The following is a 14,066-nucleotide window of genomic DNA, read 5'->3' as shown; positions in this document are numbered from 1 at the left end:
CTATGCTCGGGCGTGAGAGCGGCGTAAAACGGTCGGCGCTCCCGGAAGATGGGGAGCGGGTGGCGGCACCGCCACGCGGCAAGGGATCACGCATGCGCTTTTCCGACAAATGGCCTCTGAAATCGGGTTTCGCGTCGCGGGCCTTGCTGGTGATGGCGGCGGCGGCGATCGCTTTTCTGCCGATCGTCATCGTGCGTGCGGCGGAAGACCCCAATATTCTGTGGAAGATCGTCAACGGCAAATGCGTCGTCGATCAGAAAAGCTTCGGCCATCCGGCCCCCTGCGCGCGCGTCGACTTAGGCGGCGGCTATGCGATCCTGAAGGATATCGTGGGGGAGACGCAGTATCTTCTGATCCCGACGACGCGGATCACGGGGATAGAAAGTCCGGCGCTGCTGCAGCCCGGCACGCCCAATTATTTCGCCCAGGCCTGGTCGCAGACCCCGCTGATCGCCGCGCGTCTGGGGCATTTCCTGCCGCGGGTCGATCTCAGCCTCGCTATCAATTCGGTGCATGGACGGACGCAGCTGCAGCTCCATATCCATATGGATTGCATCAGTGAAGCGACCCAGGCGGCGCTGATGCGGCATATGAATGAGATCACCCCAGCCTGGACAAGCTTCCCCGAACCGCTGCACGGCCATCCCTATCAGGTCATGCGCATCATGGGAGAAAGCCTGGGCGCGACCAGCCCCTTCCAATTGCTGGCGGATGGCCTGCCCGGGGCATCCGGCCAGATGGGCGCCTATACCTTGGTACTGGTGGGGGCAGAGTTTCCTGCGGCCGGACCCGGCTTCATCCTGCTGGCGGGCAAGGCCGATCTGGCCAGGGCCGATTTCGGCAGCGGCGAGGATCTGCAGGACCATCAATGCGCGCTCGGTCATTTGCCTTAAGCATTTTGCATTCGCTTCGAGCGCATTATAACCTTCCAGCTTGATTTGGTTTCGGGCTGCCGTCCTGGGGAAAGAGCCGCTTTTGGATTCGATACCCGCCTTGTCCTTGCCTGACCGGCCGGAGCTTTCCGAAGCGGCGCGCGCAGCGGTCGACGGGCTGTGGTATCGCGCGGTTTATCCCGATATCGCCTCGGCCGGCGTCGATCCCGTGGACCATTATCTGACGACCGGCTGGCGTGAGGGGCGTTGGCCCAATCTTGCCTTCGATCCGGAGTTCTATCGGTCCCATTGCCCGGCGGTACCGGACGGCGATCCGCTTTTGCACTATGTGGAGCAAGGGGAGAGCGCCGGGCACCGGCCGATCGCCTGGTTCGATCCGGTCTGGTATCGCGCGGCGCAAGAGGTGCCGGATGGGCAGGCCTGTCTCGCCCATTATCTGGCCGGCCGTCGCAGCGGGCAATTGAGCCCAAACCGCAATTTCGACCCGCTATTCTATGCGGCGCAGAATCAGGATGTGGCGGCGACCGGGCTCGATCTTTTCGAGCATTACCTGGGCTGCGGCCGTCAGGAAGGCCGCCTGCCGCGGGATGAGCGGGCGATCGTGCGGGACAGCGGGCTGGTCGACCCCAATTACTATTATATCAATGGCCCCGACGTGCATCAGGCCGGGCTTGATGCCGTGGATCATTACGCGGTCTCGGGCTGGCGGGAACACCGCCGCCCTAACCCCTATTTCGACGGTGTCTGGTACCGCCAGCGCTACAATCCGCCGGATGATATCAGCCCCCTTTGTCATTACGTGCTGGAGGGCGAGGCCAAGGGCCATCGACCCAGCCTCTATTTCGATCCGGGCTGGTATCGCCGCGCCTATGGTCTGGGGGCCGAGCAGATCGCGCTTACCCACTACCTCGAACATCGCGCGACGCGGCGCTTCAGCCCGCTGCCGATTTTCGACATCGATTTTTATGTCGCGACCTATGCCGATCAACTGGGCCGGGCGCGGGATATTTTCGCCCATTACCTGGCGATCGGGGCGATGCGCGACCTGAACCCCGCCCCCTGGTTCAAGGCAGCGGAGTATCGCGAGCACCATATGAACGGCCGGCCGCCGCCGCCTGCCGCGACCGGGGAAGTGGCCCGCAACCCGCTGCTGCATTTCCTCTGCAGCTTTATCCTGGCCGCTGATCACTGAGCGCGCTTTGCCGCAGGGGCGAGCGATGCTAGAGCCCGCCCGTCATGACCCAATCCGCCGCACTCTCTCGCCCTGATCCGGAAACGGCGCCCGACGCCGAAAGCCCCATCGTGATGGCCCTGCCGAAGGGCCGCATTCTGGGCGAGTGTGTGCCGATCTTCTCCCATATGGGCATCACCCTGCCGCAAGACCTGGTGGATGAAAGCGGGCGGCGCCTGCGCTTTCCGACCAGCCATCCCGGGCTTGATATCGCGCGCGTGCGGTCCTTCGACGTCGCGACCTTCGTCGCCTTCGGCGCGGCCGAGATCGGTATCTGCGGCGCCGATGTGCTGATGGAATTCGACTATGCGGAAATCTATGCGCCGCTCGATCTTGGCATCGGGCGCTGCCGGGTCTCGGTCGCGGAGCCTGCCGAGACGGCGGGCAAGGATGACCCTTCCCGCTGGTCGCGCGTTCGCGTGGCGTCGAAATATCCCAATATCGCCCGCAAGCATTATGCGGCGCGCGGCATCCATGCCGAGGTCGTGCATCTGAGCGGGGCGATGGAACTGGCGCCTAAGCTCGGCCTGTCCCGGCTCATCGTCGATCTGGTCCAGACCGGATCGACGCTGAAGGCAAACGGATTGGTGGAGACGGAGGTCATCGCTTCGGTCTCCAGCCGGTTGATCGTCAATCGCACGGCGCTGAAAACAAGGCCCGAGGTGATCGGCGCCTGGATCGCGCGGTTCCGCCAGGCAGTTGAACGGCAGGCGGTCGAGCGTCAGGCGGCGGAAAAGGGGCAGGCGTGATGCGGCGGCTTTCGACGCAGGACGAAGGTTTTGCCGCGTCTTTCGCTGGCCTGCTGGACCAGGCGCGGGAAACGACGGAGACCGTCGGCCCGCAGGTGACGGCGATCATCGACGCGGTGCGTGCGCGGGGTGACGCGGCTGTATGCGACTACACGTCCCGGTTCGACCGCGTGACCATGACGGCGGACCGGCTGGCGGTGACGCCGGCCGAGATTGCGGCGGCCAAGGCTGAGATTGCGCCGGCGTTGATGGCGGCGCTGGATCTGGCGGCGACGCGGATCGAGGCCTTTCATCGCGCGCAGCGGCCGCAGGATCTGGTGATGACGGATGCGGCCGGCTACCGGCTCGGCATGCGCTGGTCGGCGCTGGATGCGGTCGGGCTTTACGTGCCGGGCGGCAAGGCGGCCTATCCGTCCTCCGTCCTGATGAATGCGATCCCGGCCAAGGTCGCGGGCGTCGGGCGGATTGCGATCTGCGTGCCAGCGCCGGACGGCGTGCTGAACCCGCTGGTGCTGGCAGCGGCCGAGCGCGCGGGGGTGACCGAAATCTATCGTGTCGGTGGGGCGCAGGCGATTGCCGCGCTCGCCTATGGCACAGCGACGATCCCGCCGGTGGACCGGATCGTCGGTCCCGGCAATGCCTATGTGGCGGAAGCGAAGCGGCAGGTTTTCGGGCGGGTCGGCATCGACGGTATTGCCGGTCCTTCGGAAGTCGTGGTCGTGGCGGATGCCGAGAACGACCCGACGCATGTGGCGCTGGACCTGCTGGCCCAGGCCGAGCATGACGAATCCTCGCAGAGCATCCTGATCACCGATGACGCGGCTTTCGCGGATGCCGTGGCGCAGGCCGTGGCGGATGCGCTGAAAACCCTGCCGCGCGCCGCGATCGCCCAGGCGAGCTGGGACAAGCATGGCGCCATTCTGCTGGTCGCCGACTGGTCGGAGGCAGCGGATTTGGTGAACCGTCTTGCGCCGGAACATCTGCAGGTGATGATGGCGGAGCCGCAGGGTTTCTTCGCCCAGGTGCGTCATGCCGGCGCTGTCTTCCTTGGCCGTTTCGTGCCGGAAGCGGTGGGGGATTACGTGGCGGGCCCGAACCATGTTCTGCCGACCGGGCGCACGGCGCGTTTCGCCTCCGGCCTCTCGGTCTTCGACTTCATCAAGCGCACGACCTGGGTCGAGGGTGACGCGGCCGCGCTGGCGCAGGTCGGTCCGGCGGCGGTGCGTCTGGCTGAGACGGAAGGGTTGACAGCGCATGCGCAATCCATCGCTATCCGTCTGGACACAAAAAACATATTGTAACGAAAAGCTAATCTTAATCGGAATCACTGTCCGACTTAAGATTGGCTTCAGTAGTCCCGTTTAAAGATCTTCCATCAGCGCGTGGAGGGATCATGTCGGGGACGATTTCAACGGCGATTACGCGAAGCGTAACGCTGACCACCAGTCCAACGACGGTCACCGCCGCCGGCTCGGTCGTGACGACATCGGGTGATGCGATCATCGGGCCGGCCGGCACTGTACCGGTGTCAGGTTGGTCAATCGTTAACGCAGGTACGATCACCGCATCGGGCCCCGGTGCGAACGGGATTGATCTTGCGGCGGCGGGGAGCATCGCCAATAGCGGCGTGATTGCCGGGTACAATAACGGCATCACTGTCACCGGGGGTAAGGCCTCCGTCACCAATAGCGGGACGATCGATTCAAGCCCGACCAAGATCGTCCCAGGCTCGCCCAACAATCTTTATGACGGCATCTATTTCGGCGCCGGCGGCAGCGTTACCAATCTGAACGCCGGCACGATCTATGGCGGTATCGGCGGCATCGATATCGCGGGCGGCCTCGGCACCGTCAATAATTCCGGCCTGATCGAAACGACGACGCTGCAGGGCAATGGCGTCGCGCTGGAAAGCGGCGGCACCGTCATCAATACCGGCACGACCGGCATCTATGGCGATTTCTCGGGCGTTTCCGTCTACGGCGCGGCGGGTATCGTCACCAATAGCGCTGTCATCGATGCTCTCGGCTTGAACGGTTACGGCATCTATCTCGCCGCCGGCGGCACGGTGACGAATACGGCCAGCGGATCGGTCATCGGGTCCTATGACGGTATCGTCGCGGCGGGGGCGACCGCGACCGTCAGCAATGCCGGCTATGTCTATGGCAGCGATGTCGGCGTCTATCTTCTGGCGGGTGGCCGCATCACCAATCTCAGCGGCGCGGCCATCGTCTCGACCGAGCTCGGCGTCATGGTCAATGGCGGCGGCACGGTGATCAATGCCGGAACCATCGACGCCGGCGCGGCGGGCACGGCCGTCAGCTTCGCGGACGGGCGCGCGAATAATCTGACGGTCCAAAGCGGTGGCGTTTTCATCGGCGACGTCATCGGCGGCGGCGGCGGCAGCGTGCTGGAACTCGGGGCCGAAGCGTCCGGCACGACCGGAACCTTGAGCGGGATCGGCGGCCAGATCACCGCTTTCGGCACCATCGCCTTCGATGCCGGCGATGCCTGGCAGCTGGCCGGAAGCTTTGCCGGTTTCGGTGGTGAAACCATCACCGGGTTTGCGGCCGCCGACAGTATTCTGCTCAGCGGTGTGACCGGTGTCACCGCCAGCGTCAGCGGATCGAACCTGACCTTGACCAGCGGCGGGGTCTCGGAAGTGCTGACCTTCACCGCCCATGGTGCGGGCACGCTGCATGTGCAGACCGTGGGAGCCAATACCACCGTGACGCTGCTGCCCTGTTTCGTTGCCGGCACGGGGATCGCGACCCCGTATGGTGAAGTCGCGGTCGAGGCATTGCGGGTCGGCGATGCGGTGCTGACCGTCTCGGGGGAGGTTCTGCCCGTCACCTGGACCGGCGCGGCGCTGGTCGATTGCGACCGGCATGGCAACCCGGCGGCCGTTTTGCCGGTCAGGATCGACGCACATGCCTTCGGCCCCGGGATGCCGGATAAGGATCTTTTTCTGTCGCCCGATCATGCCGTGCTGGCGGAAGGCGTGTTGATTCCGATCAAATATCTGCTCAACGGGCTGACCGTGACGCAGCCTGGGCGGGCGGAGGTGCGCTATCATCATATCGAGCTGGCGCATCACGATGTGGTTCTGGCGCATGGCCTGCCTGCGGAAACCTATCTCGATATCGGCGACCGTGCGGCGCTGGGCCTTGGCCGCACCGAATGGTCCGACGTGGATGCGGTGCCGCGCGATGTGCAGTTCCTGCGCGACGCCCTGGCCTTTGCCCCCATCCGCGTGACAGGGACCAAGGTCGATCGGGTGCGCGGGATTTTGACCGACCGGGCGAGGGCGCAGCAGCTGACACGCGCGGCGTAAGGATTGCCTCACAGGCGATAGGACGTTCAAGCTCCCTCCCACGATCTTTGGCGAGGGGGCGGGGATGGCGAGCGAAGGCATAGCAGCCGAAGCGGTGGGTTTGGAGGCAAGGCGCGTCGGCCGGGCAGGGCGGCTGATGCTTCGGCGTCCGCAGGCCTTGAATGCCCTCGACCTCGCCATGATCCGGGCGCTGCATGCGCAGCTGCGGCTATGGCAGGATGATCCGGAGATCGAGATCGTTATTCTGGAAGGCGAGGGCCGCGCGTTTTGTGCCGGGGGCGATGTCCGCCGCGTGCGCGCCGAGGTTCTGGCCGGTGATTTTGAGGCGGCAGAGACATTCTTCGCCGAGGAATATGCGTTGAACGCTGCCATCGCGCATTTTCCGAAACCCTATCTCAGCCTGATGCACGGCGCCTGCATGGGGGGCGGTTTGGGGATTTCCGTCCATGGGTCCGATCGCATCGTGACGGAGACGGCGGTTTTCGCCATGCCTGAGACGGCGATCGGTTTCGCCCCTGACGTCGGCGCGAGCTATTTTCTGCCGCGCCTGGCGGGCGCGCTCGGCTTCTATCTCGGCCTGACCGGGGCAAGGCTGACCGGTGCCGATGCGGTGCATGCGGGGCTAGGCACCGCCTTCGTGCCGTCCGAGCGTCTGGCTGAACTCGGCGATGCGCTGGTCCGTGACGGTCGGGCGGCGATCGCGCATTTCAGCGCGCCGTTGCCGGCCTATTCCCTGGCACCCGTCCTGTCCGCCATCGACCAGAGTTTTTCGGCCGAGAGCTTGCCCGACATCCTGGCGCGATTGGAGGCGATGGACAGCGATTGGGCGCGGGCGACGCTTGCTGAGTTGCGTCGTCATTCGCCGTCGGCTTTGTGCTGGAGCCTGACGTCACTGAAAGCGGGCGCGCGGATGGATCTGGACAGCGCGCTTGCCGCCGAACTGCGTCTGGCGCAGCGCCTGATGCGCCTGCCGGAATTCGCGGAAGGCGTGCGCGCCATGCTGGTCGATAAGGACCGCAAGCCCCGATGGCAGCCGGCGAGGCTGGAGGATGTCGATCCACGCATGATCCGGGATCTGTTTCGTCCTTAACGGCAATGACCGGTATGAAGCAGCATGCGTGAGGACAACCGCCCGGACCCGGATGCTTTGGCGGCCGCCCTGACGACCGAGGGCCGGGCGAGCTTGCGCATTTTCCTCGGCGCCGCGCCCGGCGTCGGCAAGACCTGGGAAATGCTCGCGGCCGGACGGCAGCGGGCGCGCGAAGGCGTCGATGTACTGATCGGCGTGGTCGAGACCCATGGCAGGGCCGAGACCGAGGCGCAGATCGGCGATCTTCCCATCCTGCCGCCCAAGCTGATGCCCTATCGCGATCAGGCGCTGGCGGAATTTGATCTGGAAGGGGCCATCGCCCGGCGCCCGGCGCTGATCCTGATTGACGAACTGGCCCATACCAATGCGCCGGGCAGCCGGCACGCCAAACGGTGGGAGGATGTGGCCGAGCTGCTGGAAGCGGGCATCCCGGTCTGGGCGACGCTGAACGTGCAGCATCTGGAAAGCCTGAACGATGACGTGGCCCGCATCACCGGCGTGCGCGTGACGGAGACGCTGCCCGATCAGGTGTTGGAACTGGCGGGCGAGATCGAGCTGATCGACATCACGCCCGCGGAGCTGCGCAAACGCCTGACCGAGGGCAGGATCTACCGGCCGGAGACGGCGCGGCGGGCGCTGAATGCCTTTTTCCGGGAAGGCAATCTGACGGCTTTGCGCGAGATTGCCTTGCGGCGGGTGGCGCAGCATGTCGATGCCGATGTGCGCGGCTATATGCGGCTCAATGCCATCAAGGGGCCTTGGCCGGCGAGCGAGCGCATTCTGGCGCTGATCGGGGCCGATGCCTCGGCCGAGGCGGTGGTCAGGCGCGCGAAGCAATTGGCCGATGCGCTGCACGCGCCCTGGATTGCCCTGCATGTCGAGCGGCCGAAAGACGGGCTGTCGGGGCTTCTGAAATCCCAGGGCCCGAAGGCGCTGGCCGCAACGCTCGGCGCGGAGGTCGAGACCCAGGCCGGGCGCGATGTCGTATCCATTGCGCTGGAGATTGCAGCCCGGCGCAATGTGACGCAGATCGTGATCGGTGCAGCGCGGCCGCGGCGCTTTCGCCATCTGGCAAGACGGTTTTGGGCGCGCGCGACGCTCGCGGAACAGCTTCTGCGGCAAGGCAGCGACGTCAACCTGCTGGTTGTGCCGTCGACGGCCGAACGCTCGCCGCGCCGGTTTTGGCCCAGGCTGCCGCGCGCGCCGCTGCCTTGGATCGCCGGTATCGGGGTGATCGCCCTGGTGGTCGGGATCGGCGAATTGTCGCAGCCTTGGCTGAACCATGAAGCGCTGGGCATGGTGTTTCTGGCGGCCGTCATGGCGGTGGCGGCCTTCTACGGTCTGGCCATCGGCCTTTTCGCGGCGGCACTTGGCTTCCTGAGCTGGAATTTCTTTTTCCTGCCGCCGCTCTATCAACTCACCATCAACGACCCGCGCGATGTGGTGGCGCTGGTCGTCTTCGGCATCGTGGCCAGCTCCACCGGTCTGCTCGCCGGTCGCGTGCGGGCCGAAGCGCTGGCGGCGCAGGGGCGGATCGAGGGTCTGCGCCGCATCGGTCTGTTCAGCCGCCGGCTGGGCGAGCCCGCGACCGAGGACGAGCTGATGGTCGAGATCGCGCAGCAGGCGGCGGCCCTGGCCCCGGAAGCGGCGGTGCTGACCGATACGCCGGCTGGCCTTACCGTGCGGGCCTTGCGGCCCGAGGGCAGCCCAGCCCTGGACGAGAGCAGCCTGGCCGCCGCGCGCTGGACCTTGGCCCGGCAGGAGGAAGCCGGTTCAGGGACCGCGACCTTGCCCTCCGCCCCCTGGCGCTTTCTGCCCATCCGCACCAGCCGTGGCACCGTCGGTGTGCTCGGCTTCCGCCCGCCCGCCGCTGGGCTGCTCTCGACACCCAGCCTGCAGGCTGTCCTGGCTTTGGCGGATCAGGCGGCGGTGGCATTGGAGCGCGTGCGTCTGGCGGCGGAGGCCGCGCGGGGCGAGGCCTTGTCCGAAACCCAGGCGCTGCGCACGGCTTTGCTCAATTCCCTGTCGCATGATCTGCGCACGCCGCTGACCGGCATCCGTGGTTCCGCCGAAACCCTGCGGGCCAGTTGGGAGAGGCTGTCCGAGCCGACGCGGCAGGATCTGCTGGCCAGCATCGAGGAGGATGTCGGCCGGATGACGCGCTTCCTCAGCAATATCATGGACCTGACAAGGCTGGAGGGCGGGGATATCACGCCGCGTCTGACGGGCTTGGACCTCGCGCCGCTGATCGATGCCGTGTGCAGCCGGGTGCCCGGCGCCTTGCATATGGCGGTGAGCGTGTCAGAGGGTCTTGCCTGCCGGGCCGATCGCAGCCTGTTGGAACAGGCGCTGACCAATATTCTGGAAAACGCGGTCAAGTATTCGCCCGAGGGCGCGGGCATCCGTCTGCTGGCGCTGGAAGAGAAGGGGCGGGTGATCATCACCCTGGCGGATGAGGGCATCGGCATTCCGCCCGAGGATCTCGCTCAGGTCTTCGACAGTTTCTATCGTGCGAAACATGGCGACCGGGTCGCCCCCGGCACCGGCCTTGGCCTGGCCATCGCGCGGGGTTTTGTCCAGGCCATGGGCGGCACGATCTCCGCCCTCAGCCCGCGTCCCGACCTGCCGCGGGATGGGTTGCCGGGCACGGTCATCACCATCAGCCTGCCGCTTGCGGAAGAGATAGACCGATGACCGGCGCCCGCATTCTTGTCATCGACGATGAAAAGCAGATCCATCGCTTTCTGGTGCCCGCGCTGGAAGCATCCGGCTATGAGGTTGAGCAGGCAATGACGGGCGGCGAGGGGCTGCGTCTGGCCGCCAGCCGCGCGCCCGATCTGATCCTGCTCGACCTCGGTCTGCCCGACGAGGACGGGCAGAAGCTGCTGCAACGTCTGCGTGCTTTCAGTGCCATACCCGTCATCATCCTATCCGCGCGCGATCAGGAAGCGCAGAAGATCATGGCGCTGGACAATGGCGCCGATGATTACGTCGAAAAACCTTTCGGCATCGGCGAGTTGCTGGCGCGGATCCGCGCCGGGTTGCGACATCGCCGGATGCAGGACGGGCTTGATCCGGTTCTGCGGGCGGGCGCGCTGACGCTCGACCTGGACAAGCGCGAGCTGCGCGAGAATGGGGCTTTGCTGTCGCTGTCAAAGCGCGAATTCGCGCTGCTGGAAATCCTCATGCGCAATCTGGGTCGTGTCGTCACCCACCGGCAATTGCTGACGGCGGTCTGGGGACCGGCCCATGCCGAGGATCTGCAATATCTGCGCGTCTATATCTGGCATCTGCGCCAGAAGCTGGCGCCCGAGACGATGGCGCTGCTGATCAATGAGCCGGGTGTGGGCTACCGGCTGCTGGCAGAGGCGCCGCCGGTTGCCGCGACCGCGTCGCATCATCCAGGCTGAGCACGGTATGGGCATTGCTGAGGCTGGTCGCGAGCGTATTGATCGCCCCGGTGCGCAGCGCACCCAGAATACCGGCGGCCTTGGTGCTTTCGCTGGCGATGGCCACGACATTGGGGATGCGCCGCAATTCCGAGGTCGTCAGGCCCATGATGCGTCCATGCAGCGGCCGGCCCGAGGGCTGGCCCTGAATATCGAAGAAATCATAGCCCATCATATCACCGATGGTGCCGGCGAGGCGGGCTTCCGTCACCTCCTGCGGCGTGAACCAGCCCATGCGGACCATATTGCTGTCCTCGCTGAGGTCGCCCACACCGATGATGGCGATATCGGCCCGGCGGGCGCGATCCAGCGTTTGCCGTACGGTATCGTTCTGCAGCAGAACGTCCCGGATGGCCGGCGTCTCAACCAAAGCCGGCGCATAGAGCGTTTCGCTTTCGCCCCCGAAACGGGCAGCGAGACGGCGGCAGATATGGTCTGAATTCATGATCTCCCCCGCCCGCAGCGATCCGCCGATGGCCGAGACGAAGGTGACGGAGCGCTGGTTGGGGGGCGTGACGACACCATCCGCGACCGCCCCGACATTGCGGCCCATGCCGACGGCGACGATCATGCCGTCGCGGAGCACGCGGGTGAGATGGGCGGCGACGAGGCTGGCGACCGCCTGACGCTGCGTCTCCTGATCGCGATGGTCGACCGCGACGATCAGCCGGTCGATGCCGAAGCGGCGGATGAATTCCTTCTCGATCTCCCCGGCGACGCCGGGATGGGGCCGCACACGGATTTCGACGATGCCTTCCTCCCGCGCGCGTTTCAGCAGGCGCCCGATCTTGGCGCGTGACATGCCGAAGCGCTGCGACAGCTCCTCCTGCGTCACCTGGTCAGCGTAATAGAGCGCCGCAATCTCGGTCATGACGTCGAGCTCGGCATCCTTTTCGTCGGGACGCTGCAGCATGGGCCAGGATCGCCTTTGTGGATCGGACATCTGATTTTCGTTTTCGTTATTATTGTTGGGGCAAGTTGCGTGAAAGCGCAATCGCCCTCGCTTAGGAGGGTCGTTCCCCGGATGCGGGTCTTATCGCCGGCGGGCGGTATCGCAGGTGGGAGCGGGTAGATCGCCGGACCAAGTCCGGGGATCTACCCGTGCAGGTTAGGTCGCGATTCTTACGGAATAAGGATGGTCTTGATGGAGTTGTCACCCTTCTTCATCAGGTCGAAGCCGGTCTTGAAATCCTTCAGCGGCAGCTTGTGGGTGACGACGCCCTCGAAGGGCAGGCGGCCGTCGGTGAGCGCGGCGATGGTGAAGGGATAGCAATAGGGGCCGAGATGGGCGCCGTAGATATCCAGATGCTTGCGGTCGCCGATGATGCTCCAATCCGCCGTCACTTCCTCGCCGAAGACGCTGAATTCGACGAAGCGGCCGAGCTTGCGGATCATATTGAGGCCCTGGCGGACGCTGGCCGGATGACCGGTCGCCTCGATATAGACATCGCAACCGTAACCGCCGGTCATTTTCTTGACCTCGGCGACGACATCGACCTCAAGCGGGTTCATCACGATATCGGCGCCGAACTTCTTGGCGAGCGCCAGACGATCGGCCTTGGTGTCGAGGACGATGAGCTTGGTCGGGTTCTTGAGACGCGCGGTGCCGACCATGCCGAGGCCGAGCGTGCCGGCGCCGGCCAGCACGACGATATCGTCCAACTCGATCTTGGCGCGGTTCACGGCATGGACCGAGCAGGCGAAGGGTTCGATCAGGGCGGCCGCTTCGAGAGAGAGTTCTTCCGGCACGTGATAGGTGCGGCTGGTCTTCGGGAAGCGCATATAGCGGGCCATGGCGCCGTTGACGTTGTTCTGGAAACCGTAAAGGTCATGAACCTCGCACATCCAGTATTCGCCGCGCTGGCAATAGCGGCATTTGTCGCAAGGCACGATCTGTTCCGAGATCAGGCGGTCGCCGAGCTTGAAGCGGCCTTCGCGCTCGATATTGGCGCCGATTTCAACCGCGCGGCCGATGAATTCATGGCCCGGGATCATCGGCTGCTTGACGTATTTCGGCTGGCCCTTGTCGTCACCCCAGAAGGAGGGCGCGCCCTGGAAGCATTTGATGTCGCCGGCACAGATGCCGACGGCCTCGACCTCGATGATGATGTCATCGGGTCCGGCGCGGGGAACCTCGACCTGTTCGAAACGATAGTCGCCGGGCGCGTAGGCGACGACGGCGTCCATCATGGCGGGGAGATCGTTAGGCAGAGTGATGCTGCTCATATCTTGCTGTCCCTCAAATTCGCGGCGCCCTTCCATCGGGCGTGCGACGTTCTTTTTACTTAGCGGCCGAGTACCGTCAGACCGAGCGAATGCGCGGGCTTCCCGAGCAGGCGGTCCAATTCGCCATCCAGCCGGGTGAGGGTGATCGAAGCGCCCATCATTTCCAGCGAGGTGAAGTAATTGCCGACGAACCGATGGCGCGGCGTGATGCCCCGGCTGCGCAGCATCTCGTCGACATGATTATAGAGCAGGTAAAGCTCCATGATCGGCGTGGCGCCGAGACCGGAGATGAGGACGGCGACATCCTCGCCCTTGCCGAAGGCCTTGTCTTCCAGAATACGGTCGAGCATGAGACCGGCCATCTCGCTGGCCGGCTTGATGGGCATGACGGCGACGCCCGGCTCACCATGATGGCCGATGCCGACTTCCATCATGCCCGGCGCGATGGTGAAATTGGGCTTGCCGGCGGCGGGAATGGTGCAGGCGGAGAGGCCGATGCCGACGCTGCCCGTGGCATCGATCGTCTTCTGCGCGACGGCGATGACGTCGTCCAGGCTGCCACTTTCGTCGGCCAATGCGCCGGCCGTCTTCCACATCATGATTTCGCCGGCGACGCCGCGACGCTTGCTGGCATCTTCCTTGGACGCGGAGGCGACATCGTCATTGGCGACGACCGTGCGGACCGTAACACCGTCCTTGGCAGCGAGCTTGATCGCCATCTTCACGTTCATATTGTCGCCGGCATAATTGCCGTAAAGGCAGGCGACGCCGGCGCCGGTATCGGCAACCTTGAAGGCCTCGTGAAAGCTTTTGGCGGTGGGCGAGGCGAAGATTTCGCCGCAGGCGACGGTATCGCACAGGCCGGGGCCGACGAAGCCGAGGAAGGCGGGCTCATGGCCGGAGCCGCCGCCGGTGACGATGCCGACCTTGCCGGGGCCACGCTGTTGCGTCGCGCGCAGCACGCGCGGATGCGCGGTCGGCGACAGCAGCTCAGGAAATGCTTTGAGAACGCCGGCGATCGTTTCGTCGGCGACCATCTCGGGATCATTGATGATGCGGTTCACGCCCGATCACCTGCGCATTGTACCATGGCGGTC

The 14,066-nt window shown here is 65.2% G+C and carries 11 protein-coding genes; 8 read left to right on the top strand and 3 right to left on the bottom strand.

Going from position 1 to position 14,066, the window contains the following annotated elements:
- Positions 1–92: 92 nt before the first annotated feature.
- From ACELLULO517_RS11705 to ACELLULO517_RS11670, 8 genes are all read left to right on the top strand, one after another.
- Complete coding sequence (locus ACELLULO517_RS11705) at positions 93–893, top strand: CDP-diacylglycerol diphosphatase (RefSeq protein ID WP_227307543.1); 801 nt, start codon at positions 93–95, stop codon at positions 891–893.
- A gap of 82 nt (positions 894–975) precedes the next feature.
- Entirely contained in the window at positions 976–2,085 is a 1,110-nt protein-coding gene (locus ACELLULO517_RS11700) for a hypothetical protein (protein ID WP_227307542.1), read from the top strand.
- Positions 2,086–2,129: 44 nt separating this feature from the next.
- The gene (gene hisG, locus ACELLULO517_RS11695; RefSeq protein WP_227307541.1) at positions 2,130–2,873 is read left to right on the top strand and encodes an ATP phosphoribosyltransferase; all 744 of its coding nucleotides are present in this window, start codon (positions 2,130–2,132) and stop codon (positions 2,871–2,873) included.
- Complete coding sequence (hisD, locus tag ACELLULO517_RS11690) at positions 2,873–4,174, top strand: histidinol dehydrogenase (RefSeq protein ID WP_227307540.1); 1,302 nt, start codon at positions 2,873–2,875, stop codon at positions 4,172–4,174. The genes hisG and hisD overlap by 1 nt, the downstream gene beginning before the upstream one ends.
- Positions 4,175–4,266: 92 nt before the next feature.
- A complete protein-coding gene (locus tag ACELLULO517_RS11685) occupies positions 4,267–6,204 on the top strand; it encodes a Hint domain-containing protein (RefSeq protein WP_227307539.1) in 1,938 nt (645 codons plus the stop codon).
- 64 nt (positions 6,205–6,268) lie between these two features.
- A complete protein-coding gene (locus ACELLULO517_RS11680; RefSeq protein ID WP_227307538.1) occupies positions 6,269–7,294 on the top strand; it encodes an enoyl-CoA hydratase/isomerase family protein in 1,026 nt (341 codons plus the stop codon).
- A 24-nt stretch (positions 7,295–7,318) separates the two neighbouring features.
- Complete coding sequence (locus ACELLULO517_RS11675; protein WP_227307537.1) at positions 7,319–9,988, top strand: sensor histidine kinase; 2,670 nt, start codon at positions 7,319–7,321, stop codon at positions 9,986–9,988.
- A complete protein-coding gene (locus tag ACELLULO517_RS11670) occupies positions 9,985–10,704 on the top strand; it encodes a response regulator (RefSeq protein ID WP_227307536.1) in 720 nt (239 codons plus the stop codon). The genes ACELLULO517_RS11675 and ACELLULO517_RS11670 overlap by 4 nt, the downstream gene beginning before the upstream one ends.
- Here the strand turns inward: ACELLULO517_RS11670 and ACELLULO517_RS11665 are convergent.
- From ACELLULO517_RS11665 to ACELLULO517_RS11655, 3 genes are all read right to left on the bottom strand, one after another.
- A complete protein-coding gene (locus ACELLULO517_RS11665; RefSeq protein ID WP_227307535.1) occupies positions 10,625–11,656 on the bottom strand; it encodes a sugar-binding transcriptional regulator in 1,032 nt (343 codons plus the stop codon). The genes ACELLULO517_RS11670 and ACELLULO517_RS11665 overlap by 80 nt on opposite strands.
- Positions 11,657–11,865: 209 nt before the next feature.
- Positions 11,866–12,969 (bottom strand): alcohol dehydrogenase catalytic domain-containing protein, encoded by a 1,104-nt coding sequence (locus ACELLULO517_RS11660; protein WP_227307534.1) that lies wholly within the window; start codon positions 12,967–12,969, stop codon positions 11,866–11,868.
- 59 nt (positions 12,970–13,028) lie between these two features.
- Positions 13,029–14,033, bottom strand: a complete 1,005-nt coding sequence (locus ACELLULO517_RS11655; protein WP_227307533.1) for a dihydroxyacetone kinase subunit DhaK — start codon at positions 14,031–14,033, stop codon at positions 13,029–13,031.
- Between the last annotated feature and the right edge of the window lie 33 nt (positions 14,034–14,066).

This window comes from Acidisoma cellulosilyticum (assembly GCF_020621385.1).
GTDB classification, from domain to species: Bacteria; Pseudomonadota; Alphaproteobacteria; order Acetobacterales; family Acetobacteraceae; genus Acidisoma; species Acidisoma cellulosilyticum.
This window is presented reverse-complemented; position numbering and strand designations above follow the sequence as displayed.

Excerpts from the sequence above, each read along its gene's own strand:
- ACELLULO517_RS11685 (WP_227307539.1), top strand. The coding sequence starts at position 4,267 with ATGTCGGGGACGATTTCAACGGCGATTACGCGAAGCGTAACGCTGACC.
- ACELLULO517_RS11670 (WP_227307536.1), top strand. The coding sequence starts at position 9,985 with ATGACCGGCGCCCGCATTCTTGTCATCGACGATGAAAAGCAGATCCAT.
- hisG (WP_227307541.1), top strand. The coding sequence starts at position 2,130 with ATGACCCAATCCGCCGCACTCTCTCGCCCTGATCCGGAAACGGCGCCC.
- ACELLULO517_RS11675 (WP_227307537.1), top strand. The coding sequence starts at position 7,319 with ATGCGTGAGGACAACCGCCCGGACCCGGATGCTTTGGCGGCCGCCCTG.
- ACELLULO517_RS11665 (WP_227307535.1), bottom strand. The coding sequence starts at position 11,656 with ATGCTGCAGCGTCCCGACGAAAAGGATGCCGAGCTCGACGTCATGACC.
- ACELLULO517_RS11660 (WP_227307534.1), bottom strand. The coding sequence starts at position 12,969 with ATGAGCAGCATCACTCTGCCTAACGATCTCCCCGCCATGATGGACGCC.
- hisD (WP_227307540.1), top strand. The coding sequence starts at position 2,873 with ATGCGGCGGCTTTCGACGCAGGACGAAGGTTTTGCCGCGTCTTTCGCT.
- ACELLULO517_RS11705 (WP_227307543.1), top strand. The coding sequence starts at position 93 with ATGCGCTTTTCCGACAAATGGCCTCTGAAATCGGGTTTCGCGTCGCGG.
- ACELLULO517_RS11680 (WP_227307538.1), top strand. The coding sequence starts at position 6,269 with ATGGCGAGCGAAGGCATAGCAGCCGAAGCGGTGGGTTTGGAGGCAAGG.